The sequence below is a fragment of the Anabaena lutea FACHB-196 genome, assembly GCF_014698305.1.
Classification (GTDB): domain Bacteria; phylum Cyanobacteriota; class Cyanobacteriia; order Cyanobacteriales; family Nostocaceae; genus Anabaena; species Anabaena lutea.
Genome location: NZ_JACJST010000030.1, coordinates 26755 through 41590, shown reverse-complemented (window position 1 = coordinate 41590; position 14836 = coordinate 26755). Strand labels below are relative to the sequence as shown.

General features: G+C 37.3%; 11 protein-coding genes. All 11 read left to right on the top strand.

What is annotated here, in order from left to right; all coding sequences use genetic code 11:
• Positions 1–11 precede the first annotated feature (11 nt).
• The 11 genes from H6G59_RS23765 (at position 12) to H6G59_RS23715 (ending at position 14758) form a co-directional block, all read left to right on the top strand.
• Positions 12–860 carry a phytanoyl-CoA dioxygenase family protein gene (locus H6G59_RS23765; RefSeq protein ID WP_190719403.1) on the top strand — a complete coding sequence of 283 codons (849 nt, stop codon included), beginning with the start codon at positions 12–14 and terminating at the stop codon, positions 858–860.
• Positions 861–903: 43 nt separating this feature from the next.
• Positions 904–1449, top strand: a complete 546-nt coding sequence (rfbC, locus tag H6G59_RS23760) for a dTDP-4-dehydrorhamnose 3,5-epimerase (RefSeq protein WP_190719400.1) — start codon at positions 904–906, stop codon at positions 1447–1449.
• A 1-nt stretch (position 1450) separates the two neighbouring features.
• Positions 1451–2764: an NAD(P)H-dependent oxidoreductase gene (locus tag H6G59_RS23755; RefSeq protein WP_190719396.1), complete on the top strand. Its 1314-nt coding sequence runs from the start codon at positions 1451–1453 to the stop codon at positions 2762–2764.
• A 778-nt stretch (positions 2765–3542) separates the two neighbouring features.
• Entirely contained in the window at positions 3543–4643 is a 1101-nt protein-coding gene (locus H6G59_RS23750) for a glycosyltransferase (RefSeq protein WP_190719393.1), read from the top strand.
• Between the two features lie 53 nt (positions 4644–4696).
• Complete coding sequence (locus tag H6G59_RS23745) at positions 4697–6925, top strand: polysaccharide biosynthesis tyrosine autokinase (protein ID WP_190719390.1); 2229 nt, start codon at positions 4697–4699, stop codon at positions 6923–6925.
• Between the two features lie 622 nt (positions 6926–7547).
• Positions 7548–8264 (top strand): heterocyst development glycosyltransferase HepC, encoded by a 717-nt coding sequence (gene hepC, locus H6G59_RS23740; RefSeq protein ID WP_190719387.1) that lies wholly within the window; start codon positions 7548–7550, stop codon positions 8262–8264.
• 208 nt (positions 8265–8472) lie between these two features.
• Positions 8473–10323, top strand: a complete 1851-nt coding sequence (hepA, locus tag H6G59_RS23735; RefSeq protein WP_190719384.1) for a heterocyst formation ABC transporter subunit HepA — start codon at positions 8473–8475, stop codon at positions 10321–10323.
• Positions 10324–10413: 90 nt separating this feature from the next.
• Positions 10414–11271 carry a hypothetical protein gene (locus H6G59_RS23730; RefSeq protein WP_190719381.1) on the top strand — a complete coding sequence of 286 codons (858 nt, stop codon included), beginning with the start codon at positions 10414–10416 and terminating at the stop codon, positions 11269–11271.
• Between the two features lie 124 nt (positions 11272–11395).
• Entirely contained in the window at positions 11396–12577 is a 1182-nt protein-coding gene (locus H6G59_RS23725; protein ID WP_190719378.1) for a glycosyltransferase family 4 protein, read from the top strand.
• Between the two features lie 12 nt (positions 12578–12589).
• A complete protein-coding gene (locus H6G59_RS23720; RefSeq protein ID WP_199332140.1) occupies positions 12590–13735 on the top strand; it encodes a glycosyltransferase family 4 protein in 1146 nt (381 codons plus the stop codon).
• 27 nt (positions 13736–13762) lie between these two features.
• Positions 13763–14758 carry a glycosyltransferase family 2 protein gene (locus H6G59_RS23715; RefSeq protein WP_190719375.1) on the top strand — a complete coding sequence of 332 codons (996 nt, stop codon included), beginning with the start codon at positions 13763–13765 and terminating at the stop codon, positions 14756–14758.
• The last annotated feature ends 78 nt before the right edge of the window (positions 14759–14836 follow it).

Below are 14836 nucleotides of genomic sequence, written 5' to 3'. Positions count from 1 at the left end.
TAAATACTATCATGCTGAACAAAATTAAAAGCATAGTATCAACTCTAAACTCTGAGTTAAATTATCGATCCTCACTTGGGAATCATGCCAAAAATTTGCCTGTTATTGATTCAGGTGATCGCATAATTGCTGAAACCTTAAAACGAGAAGGTGTTTATATTACAACACTTGCAGATTTAGAATTACCATCAACCACACAAATGTTAGCTTCTGCTAATAATTATGTAACAAGTATGGTAAATCCACGAGATATTCAGGCAGGTTACAAGTTACCACAAATTTATACAGTTACAGATTTACCCGAATTTTTTATCTGGGGAAGTGAAGCACGACTGCAAAATATCATTGAGAATTATATAGGATTACCTATAGCTTTTCATGGTGTGCATTTGCGGAAAGATTTCCCAAATGAGCAACAACTACAAACACTGCTATGGCATAAAGATTCTGAAGATCGGCGCATGATTAAAGTCATTATCTATTTAAATGATGTGACAGAAAAACACGGACCATTTGAATATTTGCCTTTACCTGCTAATCTTTTAGAGTGGTTGAATTATTATCGGGTTGATTATAAACTTTGGGAATCTAATTATTTAGGAATAAATGATGAAAAAATGATGACAATTATCCCCAAATCAGCTTGGAAATCTTGCCCTGGAAAAGCTGGAACTGTGATTTTTGTAGATCCCAGAAATGTTTTACATCATGGGACTGTCAGGACTGAAGAACGTTCAACTTTATTTTTTGCGTACACAGCTAAATCACCGAAACGTCCAGAACTTTGTACACAATATAATGATGATACCTTTGCTAAACTAAATAAACAATTAATAGCTGAAGGTATAGGACAAAGATAGAAAATTACTGGAAATTGATTGAACACCACTTTTAGGAAAAATTATGATTTTTACATCCACTAATCTCTCTGGCGCTTTCATTATCGACTTAGAAGAAAAACCAGATCATCGTGGTTTCTTCGCTCGGACTTTCTGTGCTGAAGAATTTGCAGCACATGGTTTAAAGCCAACAGTTGCCCAATGTAATTTGTCTTTTAATCACAAAAAAGGCACATTGCGGGGGATGCACTATCAAGTTCTCCCAGCAGCAGAAACAAAATTGATTCGCTGTACTCAAGGAGCAATTTATGACGTAATTATTGATATGCGTCCTGAATCTCCAACTTATCTATCGCATATTGGTGTAGAACTAACTGCGGAAAATCGCCGCGCTTTATATGTACCAGAAATGTTTGCTCATGGCTATCAAGCTTTGACAGATGGTGCAGAAGTTGTTTATCAAGTTGGTGAATTTTACACCCCTGGATATGAGCGGGGTTTGCGTTATGATGATCCAATTTTAGAAATTTCTTGGCCTTTGAGTGTTACTGAAATATCTGATAAAGATCGGAATTGGCCTTTACTAGAATCTATTTTGATAGGAGTTTAAAATGATTATTATCGATAAAGCTCTTCAAGCGCGGGAAGCATTAGGTAAGCCAGTTAAAGTAGCAATGATTGGTGCTGGTTTTATGGGACGCGGAATTGCTAATCAAATTATCAATTCTGTTCCCGGAATGAAGTTAGTTGCTATTTTCAATCGTCACATTGATACAGCTAAACGAGCTTATTTAGAAGCAGGTATCGAGGATATCAAGGTTGTTAATAATGTAGCTGATTTAGAAGATGCGATTGCCCAAGGGCAATATGCAGTCACCGAAGATGCCATGTTGCTGTGCGAAGCAGAAGGCATAGATGCAATCATTGAAGTCACAGGGACAATTGAATTTGCGGCTCATTTAGTTATGAGTGCGATCGCTCATCAAAAGCATATCATCTTGATGAATGCCGAACTCGACGGTACAATTGGCCCCATTCTCAAAGTCCATGCAGATCGCGCTGGAGTCATTCTCAGCGCCTGTGACGGCGACCAACCAGGGGTAGAAATGAACCTGTACCGCTTCGTCAAAAGCATCGGTTTAACCCCCCTATTGTGCGGCAACATCAAAGGTCTACAAGACCCCTACCGCAACCCCACCACCCAAGAAGGCTTTGCTAAACGCTGGGGTCAAAATCCTGCTATGGTAACAAGTTTTGCAGATGGCACAAAAATTTCTTTTGAGCAAGCAATAGTTGCCAATGCTACAGATATGAAAGTAGCAAAACGCGGGATGTTGGGATATGACTACACAGGTCATGTGGATGAAATGACCAAAATGTACGATGTTGACCAACTCAAAGAATTAGGTGGCATCGTTGATTATGTCGTTGGCACAAAACCAGGCCCCGGAGTGTTTGTTTTTGCCACCCACGACGACCCCAAACAACGCCATTATCTTAACCTCTATAAACTCGGTGAAGGTCCCCTTTACAGCTTCTACACCCCCTATCACCTCTGCCATTTTGAAGTTCCCCTATCAGTAGCGCGTGCAGTCCTCTTCCATGATGCCGTTCTGGCTCCCTTAGCAGGCCCTGTTGTCGATGTCGTCGCTACTGCCAAAATTGACCTCAAAGCCGGAGAAACCCTTGATGGCATTGGTTATTACATGACCTACGGTCAATGTGAAAACTCAGAAATTGTCCACCAAGAAAACTTACTACCAATGGGGATAGCAGAAGGATGTCGGTTAAAGCGTGATATTCCCAAAGATCAAGTCCTCACCTACGACGATGTGGAACTGCCAAAAGGTAGACTTTGCGACAAACTACGTGCTGAACAAACAACTTATTTTGCTCCTGCCAAAACCCTGATACTGACAAAATAGCCAAAGTAATTCGTAACTATATCATGTCCGCCTAAGAGGTTGTTTGAGAAGTCTAAAAATTTACTGAAAAACCTCCCTCCAAACCTCTCTCCTACGAGGAGAGAGGCTTTGAAACCCCCATTCCCTTGTAGGGAAGGGGGGAAGGGGGGTTAGGTTTTTGGGGTTGATTGGTTTCATGCAATACTTTTCAAACATCCTCTAATCACTTATCAAAAAAAATTCTCCGCGTCCCCGCGTCAGTCCAAATGATAAGTATATCTCTGACGAGACGCTACGCGAACAACCGGACATGATATTACTAGAAGTAGGGTGCGTTACGGTATCGCTAACGCACCTTAAATTTTCCATATTCACAGTGCATTAATAACGCACCCTACAAATGGGAGATTTTTATGAGAGTTTTTTAAAATTGGCAGCCTCTTCAGCAAGCATGGGTTTGTTCAAAATGAGCGAATAGTTAAAATTTTTCCTGATATTCTTATTCAACTGCTGATTCTTATTTATAGGTAGTAAAAATTTTAGTTGATAATATTTACTTAGTTTTTGTCCAAGTTAAATAACTTATTTATTAAGTGTAACTTACTTGACTAAAAAAATCTCAAAATAAGTAAATATTCTCGATAGTTTAGATTTTTTCAAGGGCATTATCCAAAATCCAAAATCTCTACAACTCTCTTTAGATGGGTTTAGTCTAGACAATAGACTGATATAAACATATCGGTACATCCTTGTTCATCAAGCCCAAATTTAATCAACATTGCAATATAAGGCATCATCCATGAAAATTGCTCTTGTCCATGATTATTTAACCCAGCGCGGTGGGGCAGAGCGTGTGTTTGAATTGCTTTGTAAACGCTACCCAGAAGCGGATATCTTCACCTCTTTATATGATTCACAAAAAACTATTGATCTGGGTGAGCGTATAATTAACACAACTTTTTTGCAAAAGATTCCTGGTGCAGCAAAGCATTTCCGCTTGATGGCTCCCCTTTACTTTCCTGCTTTTCGTGCCTTAAATTTACAAGACTACGATTTAATTATCAGTAGTAGCACCAGCTTTGCTAAAGCAGTCAGGAAAAAACCACAAGCACGTCATATTTGTTTTTGCCATAATGTTACCCGATTCTTATGGGATACAGAAACTTATTTACGAGAGTATGGAGACTATCGCTATTTCGCCCCCTTAATAGAAAAAATCTTTCAAATGATGAGAAATGTAGACCTGAAATATTCTCAGGAACCCGACCTCTACATTGCTAATTCCAGTGTTGTTGCCCGTCGTATTCAAAAGATTTACGGCAAACAAGCAATTGTAATTAACTATCCAATTGATACAAGTAACTTTGTATTTTCAGATACAAAAGAGGAATACTACTTGGCATCTGCCCGGATGATAAGTTATAAACGTCTTGATATCATTGTCGAGGCTTTTAATTGGTTAGGGTGGCATTTATTAATATCAGGTGACGGGCCCGAACTAGAACGGTTAAAATCCAAAGCATTAGGCAATATAGAGTTCTTAGGTCATGTTAGTGATGGTAAACGTAAAGACTTATTTTCTAGAGCTAAGTCTATTATTGTTGCAGCCTTAGAAGACTATGGATTAGTTCCAGTAGAAGCAAATGCTAGTGGAACACCAGTAATTGCTTATGGAGCCGGTGGGGTATTAGATACTCAGATACCTGGGCAAACCGGGGTTTTTTTTAAGAGGCAAACACCCGATTCTCTACAAGCCGCATTACTAGAAGCTAAAGGAATATCTTGGAATTACGAGAAAATTCGTAATCACGCTGTCAATAATTTCTCAGAACAAGCATTCTTTAGTAAGGTTGAGCAAATCATTGATCAATCTGGGGAAATGCATCACTCATTCGTTTGATTTGTTAACTCTATCCCTAAAGGGAAGCCATCTCGCAGAGAAGGATAATAAACGTGGTTCAAACTAGCCTAAATCCCCATTTAAATTCAGTAGTAGAATCAGAACCAGGCTACGGACAAATACTGACTGTGTTTGTTCGGAGATTTCCCTGGTTTTTGTTAGTATTTCTCAGTTCTACTGCTCTTGCAGGCATCATAACTTTGAAGACAAATCCCAACTTCAAAAGTACAATGCAACTATTAATAGAACCTAATTATCAAGGTAAAACAGAAGGAGGTACGGTAGATAATCAGTTTACCGACACTAACGTTGTCATAGACACTGCAACCCAGCTGAATCTGATGCAGAGTTCTGGACTCATCCAAAAAGCAGCTGATAAACTGAAATCAGACTATCCAAACATCACTGCCAAGGAAATTAAAACCTCCTTAGTTTTAACTCAAATTAAAACTAAAGAAGATAATGTCGCCACTAAAATATTTCAAGTTGATTATACAGGTAGCGATCCTGAAAAAACCCAAAAAGTGCTGAGTGCCATTCGGCAAGTTTATGTAGAATACAATAAACAACAGCAAGATTTACGGTTACAGAAAGGTTTACAAGTTATCAGGGAACAGTTAAGAAAAGCCAGTGATGAGGTGAATGCGTCTGAATCCAATCTTCAACGCTTTCGCAGAAACCAAAATTTAATTGATCCAGAGTCACAGGCTAGAGCAATTGAGGAAACTTTAAACAATATTCAGAGAGAGCGGCAGACCACTCGTTCTCAATATGAAGAAGCTTTGGCTCGGCAAAAATCTTTAGAAGAACAACTGAACCGTTCTCCACAGAATGCCTTGGTTTCTTCTCGTTTGAGTCAGTCTACTCGTTACCAAGGCTTACTCAATGAAATCCAGAAAACAGAACTAGCTTTAGCACAAGAACGTTTACGCTTTACCGATGGCACTCCCAGCGTGCAGAAGTTGAACGAACAACTTCAAAGTCAAAAAGAACTATTACAAAAAGAAGTCAGTCGAACTTTAGGTAGACAGTCTACTGGTGCATTCAGTTCTAGAGACAGTCTTCTTGAACAAGGACAGCTTGGTGAAATAGATCTTAACCTGACTGGTCAGTTAGTAGACAACCAAACCAATATAGTTGCGTTGACTGCGCGTGATCAAACCTTGGCACAAAAAGAGAGCGAATTGCGATCGCAACTTAAACGCTTTCCTTCTCTATTAGCTTATTACAATCGCATACTCCCACAATTACAATTTAGCCGGGAAAGAATGGAGCAATTGTTGAGAGCAGAACAGCAATTGCGGCAGGAACTTTCCAAAGGTGGGTTTAATTGGGAAGTAGTGGAAGAACCACAAAAAGGCATACTCACTGGTCCTCTCCTCAAACAGAATCTGTTGTTAGGTGCAGTGGTGGGATTAATGTTAGGTGGTATTGCGGCCTTTATTCGAGAAGCATCTGATGATTCATTACATACTACTGCTGAGTTGGAAAAACAATTTTCTCTGCCATTATTAGGAACAACACCCAAGTTACCACCAGCTAAACCCAGAGAATCAGTTATCAAGTTACCTTTTGGTAAGCCTGAAGTTCTTGCTCCTTGGACAATTCAGGTGCTGCAATCCCCACCTCGTTGGGAATCCCTAGATCTGATTTATAAAAATATAGAACTTCTCAATACTGTATCTGACTTAAGGTCGTTGATGGTGACATCAGCACTACCAGATGACGGTAAGTCAGCTTTGGCATTAGGTCTGGCTATGAGTGCGGCTCGATTACACAAAAAAGTCCTGCTTATTGATGCTAATTTACGCGCTCCCAGTTTACATCAACAGCTGAATCTTCCTAATGAACAAGGACTTTCCACCCTACTAGCAAGTGATGTCAATCTACCTAATCAAATAGGAATTCAATACTCAGGTTCATCCTACATCGATATATTGACTGCTGGACCAATACCCCCTGACTCAGCGAATCTCTTGAGTTCTCCACGCATGATGCAATTGATGGCAGCATTTGAAGAAAACTATGATTTAGTACTCATCGATGCTCCAGCAGTTCTTGGTTTAGTAGATGCCATGCTCGCAGCATCATCTTGTCGGAGTGTGATTATGGTAGCAAGCATTGGTAAAGTAACACGAACTCAACTTTCCCAAGCTACAGCTATGTTGAGCAAGTTAAATCTGATTGGAGTTGTAGCCAATGGAGTATCCAACTCTGATAGTGCTTATTTACCTTATGTCAAACAACAACAATTGGCGCTACAACAAATTGTGGAAAAATAGGTAAATGATTTCCACTTCAGTCTTCTGTTTATTAATTTATTTCCCAGCCCGATTAGGGCTGGGCTTTCAGTCATCCGACCTTGGATTAATTCCCCGGATAAATTCGCTGGCTCTGTACCATCAAGGAATTATTAGTCAAAACTAAATGGAGGGGGTAGGGTCTAGAGAAAGATGCTGTTTTTCTCCATAAAAACTACCTTCTGCCTGATCTATTTTCATCCTTCTTTTGTTAATATTGGGGTCGTTTATATTTTTTGTATCCTTGGCTATAAATGTGAGGAATTCTGTTTTCCAGATCAAAAATATAATTTTATTTGCTTCATTATCAAGTGATTAAATTTATCCTAACTTAATATTTTGTCCAAAACCCAAGCTTTATTTAAAGAGTGAATAAAGAATTTATTTAAGCATTAGTTATTTCTGATGATTACTATATTCTAGAAATTGAAGACAAAAATAAAAGCTGAAAGGGTAAGAGTAAACAGGTTTTGTGATAATTGTCTAAAAATTAAGTAAGTGAAAGGAAATTGATGTCTTGATGAGGCGATAGGGTGATTACCCTCTACGGTACTAGCCTGAGATATCAAATCAGTAATTTGCTACTATATACATTCAAAGAAATATGACAACATCAATCATCCCAAATTTACATAATCACTCTACTATACCTCAACAGCATCAAAATTATCACTCTCAATACTGCACACTTCAATGGCGCAGGAGTCAATTGTTGGTGAAGCTTCCTGGAAACTTAAAACAGCCATATTTACCTTCACTAGATAATAAACAATTATTGGTAGAGTGTTTAAAACATTCTCCCGTTACTTTGGTAAGTATAGATCCAAAACTAGGTGATACTTCCCTACGATTTTGGGCAGATGCTTGCAAACAGGCTAAGAAGCCAATCTTCCTTAGCACAGTATCTGGTAAGAAATTGCCTAAACAAGGTAAGCAAATATTGAGGACTATACAAAGACTAATTGACTGGATTTTAGCTTTATTTATCCTGTTATTAGTTAGTCCAGTCATGCTGGTATTGGCTTTATTGATGCAGATGTACTCGCCTGGGTTACTATTTTCCTATGAGTGGCATATTGGTGAAAAGGGTAAACTTTTTCAAGTTATCAAATTTTGTACAACTGGAAAACAGAATATCACCTTTTTAGGTTTTTTAATGCGTAAGTATGGTCTAGATAATTTACCTAAATTATTCAATGTACTGCGGGGTGATATGAGTTTTTTTGGCTCTAATTGTTGGGCTTTAGCAGATGCAGTGCAGCTAAGTATAAAAGATGAAAAACAGCAAAATCAGCTATCAGTAATTACAAATCTATGGTAAGTAGATCATCAAGATTCTCAGGCGTTGCATTTAGATAGACAAACACTGTGACTTGCCTATAGCATTGTAATTTTAAAGGATATAATTATTAGCCGTTAGTGCGGTAATTCGACATTTGAATTAATCGCACTAAAAATATATCCGAAATTGGTTGCATCGTATTTATGGGGGACTACCTAATTTGATCCAATACTTTTAGAAAATACCGATGAATCTGAAAATTTTTCACCCGCTTCGCCATCTCCTTAATGGTACTAAATTTTGGAAAGAAAATCATTTGATTTTGCGAGAGTTTAAACACTTTCGTAGAATTACCATACTCGCCTTAATTTTTACATTTTTAGCTGCCACATTTGAAGGTATTAGCATTGGTTTTTTGCTCTCGTTTTTGCAGAATTTAACAAATCCTAATTCTCAACCAATTCAAATAGGAATAGGCTGGTTTGATCATTACATATTGGGAATCCATACATCAGCAGTTAGCCGATTATATCGCGTATCTTTTTTGATTTTATTGAGTACTTGGATACGTGCTGCCTTTAACTACTTTTCCCAAATATACACAGAATTTTGTCAATTATATCTTGGAGACCGCTTACGCAAACAAATTTTCGAGCAATTACAATCTTTATCTCTTAGTTACTTTAGTACCACTCGTTCTGGTGAAATAGTTAACACCATCACCACAGAAATTGAGAGAATTAGACAGGGTTTTAGCGGTGGAGCTTTTTTATTTACTAGAGGCTTGACGGTTATTGTCTACTTAACTACAATGGTGTTGCTCTCATGGCAACTGACGCTAATTGCAATATTTCTATTCACTCTCTTAGCTGTCGGCTTATCAACTCTCAATGCCAGAGTGCGAGAATCTAGTTTTGGTACGTCAGTTGCTAATGGTAATTTTACCTCAATAGCCCTAGAATTTATCAATGGCATTCGCACTGTTCATGCCTCTGGTACTCAAGAATTCGAGCGTCAGCGTTACTACAAAGCTAGTAATCAAATAGTCAGTAGTTCAACTAAAGTTATTTTAACTTGGACATTGGTAAGACCAATTGCTGAAAGCGCAGCTACTACTGTGCTGGTAGGTATGATTATTTTAGCTTTTAGTAGCTTTGTAGTTAATGGTGCTTTACAAGTTAGTTCTTTACTCACCTTTTTCTTCGTACTATTCCGTCTCGTACCATTTATTCAAGATATTAATGGCACAAGAGCATTTCTCAGCACTCTCCAAGGTTCAGCCGAAAATATTAAAACCTTATTGAAAAGTGAGGATAAAACCTACTTTCAAAACGGCACAATTGAATTTACAGGTTTTAAAAGATCAATTGATTTAGTATCTGTAGATTTCGGCTATAGTCAGAATCAACGAGTCCTGCATAATATCACTCTGACAATTGAACGAGGTAAAATGACAGCCTTAGTCGGTGCATCTGGTGCTGGTAAAACCACAATTGCCGATTTAATTCCTCGGTTTTATGATGCTACAGACGGCTATCTTTACATCGATGAAATTGATGTGCGACAATTTGAAATTAACTCTCTCCGGCGCAAAATGGCGGTTGTTAGTCAGGATACTTTTATCTTTAACACTTCTGTTTGGAACAATATTGCCTACGGTATACCAGAGGCAACAGAAGCAGAAATTAAAGAAGCGGCTCGACTGGCAAATGCACAAGAATTTATTTTAGAAATGCCTGAAGGGTTTGATACACAATTGGGAGATAGAGGTATCCGGTTATCTGGTGGACAAAGGCAGCGACTTGCAATTGCGCGTGCGTTATTACGTAACCCTGAGATTTTGATTTTAGATGAAGCAACTAGTGCTTTAGATTCTGTGTCTGAGCGATTAATTCAGGAGTCATTAGAAAAGCTCGCTGTTGGTCGAACTGTGATTGCGATCGCTCACCGTCTTTCTACAATTGCTAAGGCTGATAAAGTAGTAGTTTTAGAACAAGGACGAATAGTAGAACAGGGTAAATATCAGGAGCTTTTAGAACAGCAGGGTAAGCTTTGGGAATATCACCAAATGCAGTATGAATTAGGTCAATCAAAATAGGTTTTAAGGGTGTAATTAATAATAAATCAAAACTTTAATTACACCTGGAATAGTATTGTTTTAAGCCAGTAGGTTTTTTTGGGGTAAACAATGGTTAACATAGGCTATCATTCGGCAAGACTTCAAGGAAAATTAAATTGCTTTATATACACAAAAGCAATTAATAATATTGTTGATTTTCCACTTGATCAACATCGAAAAGTTAACATCAACGTCTATTCCTTCTCTTGTCAAAGAGACTTAGCTACCCAAGTAGCAAATATTCGCTCATTTATTCGTCATGTTGGTATTCCTAACAAATTTACTGTGATTTCTGACGGTAGCTATTCGTCAAATTCTAGTAGAATTTTAGGTAAAATCAATTCTTGTGTTGATGTTGTTGAATGGAAAGATTTAGCAACAGGTGATATTCCTCAATATATTTGGGATTATGCGTTTCATCATCCTCAAAAATCAGTAATGGCAATGTGGAGAAGAATGGCAGTATTGATGTCACTTCCAATCGAACAACCAACTATTTACACTGATGCCGATATTTTGTTTTTCCCAGGTGCTGATGAAATTATTAATTTATGTCAGTCAGATGATAGTTTGCCTTGGTATTTACCTGATTGTCTAGCTTCACTGGACGAGCGAATACTTTTACATGATCATGAAAAAATCAACCCAGTAAATGCAGGATTTTTCTTGCTTAAAAAGCAAATAGATTGGCTAAGTTCATTAAATCGCGTTGCCGAATTAGTAGATTCACCAATATATTTTACAGATCAAACTGTAGTTCACCTAGCTATGCATAATGCCCAGGCAAAGCCACTTAATCCAGAGAAGTTTGTTTTAAGTGTTGATGACCAATTTAGTTATTCAGACAAGTTTGATAAGCGAAAAATTGCTTTGAGACATTATGTTAATGATGTCAGACATAGATTTTGGTTAAACTTGGGAAATTAATTTCTTGAATAATCAAACTAATGTTGATCTGACTAAAATATATGCTGAAGAAGGTTTTCTCAAAAACTTGATTTAGTACAGGGAATAGCAAAGAAATTAAATTGACATCTACCGAAAATCCATTATGAAAATTACACTTACTTGCAATACAGGTTTAGGAATAGGTGGACAAGGTGTTTGTTTAAAAAATGCTGCATTAGGATTACATAAATTAGGAGATTTAACTGTATTCTGTAGTGGTTTAACAGCGCCAAAAACCGATTTTACTGTATATCCCGTGGGGAATTCTTCCTGGAGTAAAAGATTATTAAGTATCCCACTTTTGCGTCGTCGTCATGATTTAGTTGTATTGCTAAGTGACTTGTATTTTGATCAACAGGTAAGCAAAAAATTAAAATCATATCCCTGTGATTTAATTATCGGAGTAGCAGGACAAACTAATTTAGCATTTAAAGTAGCTAAATCCCAAGGTGCAAAAGCGTGGCTATATTGTTTGAATAATTATCTGCCCTTTATGCAGCAACAAATTCAACAAGAATTAGATTTTTTATCTGATTCAACTGTAGCCACAATGAATTATAAAATGCTAACTAGATTTGCTAATGAATGTGAACAAGCAGATTTAATTATTGTACTTTCAGATGTGGCTAAAAAAACTTTTGTTCAAGCTGGTTTTGAACCAACAAAAGTTAAAGTTGTCACTCCTTTCATAGATACTAATAGATTTCATTCTACTTTAAAACCTGATCAAATATTTCGTGTTCTTTATGTAGGAACTATTGAACCCAGAAAAGGAGTTCCCTACCTGGTTCAAGCTTTTTTACAAGCTGATATTCCCAATTCAGAATTATTAATTATTGGTGGTGCTTCTACTCGTGGGCTAAGAAAATTCATGACGGAAACATTACAAAAAAACACCAATATTAAACAAGAATTTTGGAATTTTAGTCAAGATGATCCTACTAGAGTTTTTGGTAAATCTTCGGTTCTAGTTTTACCTTCTGTAGAAGATGGTTTTGGTTTAGTTGCATTAGAAGCTATGGCTTGTGGATTACCTGTAATTGTTACTTCTAATTGTGGTGCTGCGGATGTAATAAATAATGGCATAAATGGTTTTATTACTCCTCCTAGAGATGTAAAAACTATGGCTAATCAACTCAGATTTTTAGCAGAAAATGAATCTATGAGAGCAGAAATGGGAAGAGTTGCTAGAATTACTGCACAACAATATAACGAGAAAGCTTACCAATATCAATTCCGCGAAATATTTTCAGAGCAAGGTTTAATTACATCAGTTTTTAGTTAAGAAGGAAACATAATGTTAACTATAAATGAAACCATATTTTCTAAAGAAAAGATATTTTACCAATGCTCTGCTGTTGATATTAGAGGAGGTGGTGGATTAGAAACTTACATATCTTCTTTGATCAATGCGCCAATTGATGGGGTGAGCAATCGCCATATTAATTCTTTGAAAAATTTAGACCAAAGTCAATGTCAGTTACTCCACCTTCACGACCCAGAACTTTTAGCAGAATGGAGTGGTGAATGTCCAGCAGTCTTTACATTGCATAATCACTGTAGCTACTGTCCAAGTGGGACAAAATATTTAGCAGATCGCCAAAAACAGTGCGATCGCAATATGCACCCCCTTGGCTGTACTTGGGGACATTTGGTAGATGGTTGTGGCAGTCGCCGACCGCACAAAATACTCCATGTTTTGCAGAATACTTATAATTTTCTCAACACTGCCAAAAAAATTAAGATTCCTGTAATTGCTAATAGTAATTATGTGCGGGAACAAATTATTAGTAATGGGTTATCGCCCGATCAGGTGATTACACTTCACTGCGGCGTACAAGATCCTCAAGATCCCACTGCATCTTTAACCAAAGAAATTCATCAAAATCAGCGAATTTTGTTTGTGGGTCGAATTGTTCCTGATAAAGGAATTGAATGGTTGATCAAAGCTTTAGCAAAGACGGACTCCCGCATTCATCTTGATATTGCTGGTGAAGGTTGGATTAAAACCAACATGGAAAAATTAGCAAAAAAAATGGGTTTGAGCGATCGCATTACTTGGCATGGTTGGTGTCATAAAGAAAAACTCGAAACCCTTTATCAACAGTGTTTAGCTGTAGTTTTTCCTAGTCTTTGGCCAGAACCTGCTGGTCTGGTAACTTTAGAAGCTTATGCCCGCTATCGTCCTGTAATTGCCAGTGCTGTTGGCGGAATTCCTGAATATGTACAAGATGGTCAAACAGGAATCCTCATTCCAGCTAATCATATTCAAAAATTGGCAGATGCCATTAACGAACTAGCTACAAACTATCAGAAAAGCCGATTAATGGGCGAACAAGGTCGGCATTGGTTTGAGCAAGAATTCACCCTTGATATTCACATTCAGCGATTGGAAAAAATTTACACCAAAACTATTGCTGATTTTCGATATTTTTCAGAATAAATATGCAGAAATAACGGAATTGTAATTATGTCTATCAATACTAACCTCACCGAACCTCTAGTCAGCGTAATTATTCCTACTTATAATCGCCCCGATTACCTAAAGCAGGCTATTTCTAGCGCGGTTCAACAAACTTATCAAAATATTGAAATTATCGTTTCTGATAATTGTAGTTCTGAAAATCCTCAATCTCTGATTGAATCTTTCCAAGATTCACGCATCAAATTTTGGCGACATCAACAAAATATTGGTATGCTGGCTAATCAGCTAAGTGCTTTTAAAATGGCACAAGGAAAATATGTTGCTAGTCTTCATGATGATGATATGTGGAATGAAGATTTTTTAGCCAAACTTGTACCACCTTTAGAAGCAAATTATGATTTAATTCTGGCTTTTTGTGATCAATATCTTATAGATTCACAAGGGATAATTAATGATGCTTATACTGTTGGAAATAGCAAAGCTTTCAAGCGAGATACCTTAAAAAAAGGAGTGCATAAATCTTTCACTAAGATTGGCTTAATAGATAAAACTATCGGCACTGCTGTTGCTTGTGTGATTCGTAATCATATTATTGATTGGGATAGTATTCCTTTTGAAGTTGGTGGTATGTGGGATTTGTATTTAACATACCTCTCCTGTATCTCAGGTTATGCAGTTTACTATGAACCCGAAAAATTAATGCGATATCGTATCCATGAACAAAGTGATACGATGCTCAGTGGTGGTCGAGATAATCTAGCAAAAATTCGCAAGGCTAAAAGCGAATTGTTTTGTTATAAACAATTTATGGAAGACCCTCACCTTGCGGAATTTAAATCTCACTTTGAACAGAAATGGTTAGAAGCTCATACGACTTTAGGCATTGGTTTGATGCGAAATAAGCAGACGGTAGAAGCACGTTCTTATCTTTGGCAAGCCATGAAAGCACAAAAATTTAATTTGCGAACTATGGCATCACTAACTATCAGTTTAAGTCCTCAAGCATTAGCTAATCAATTACTAAAAATAGCCAAATCATAGAGTTTAAATAATTCGTAATAGTGCTTACAGCAGGCTACCGCCAACGTAATTCGTAATAGAGCCTACGGTCCCGCTAGG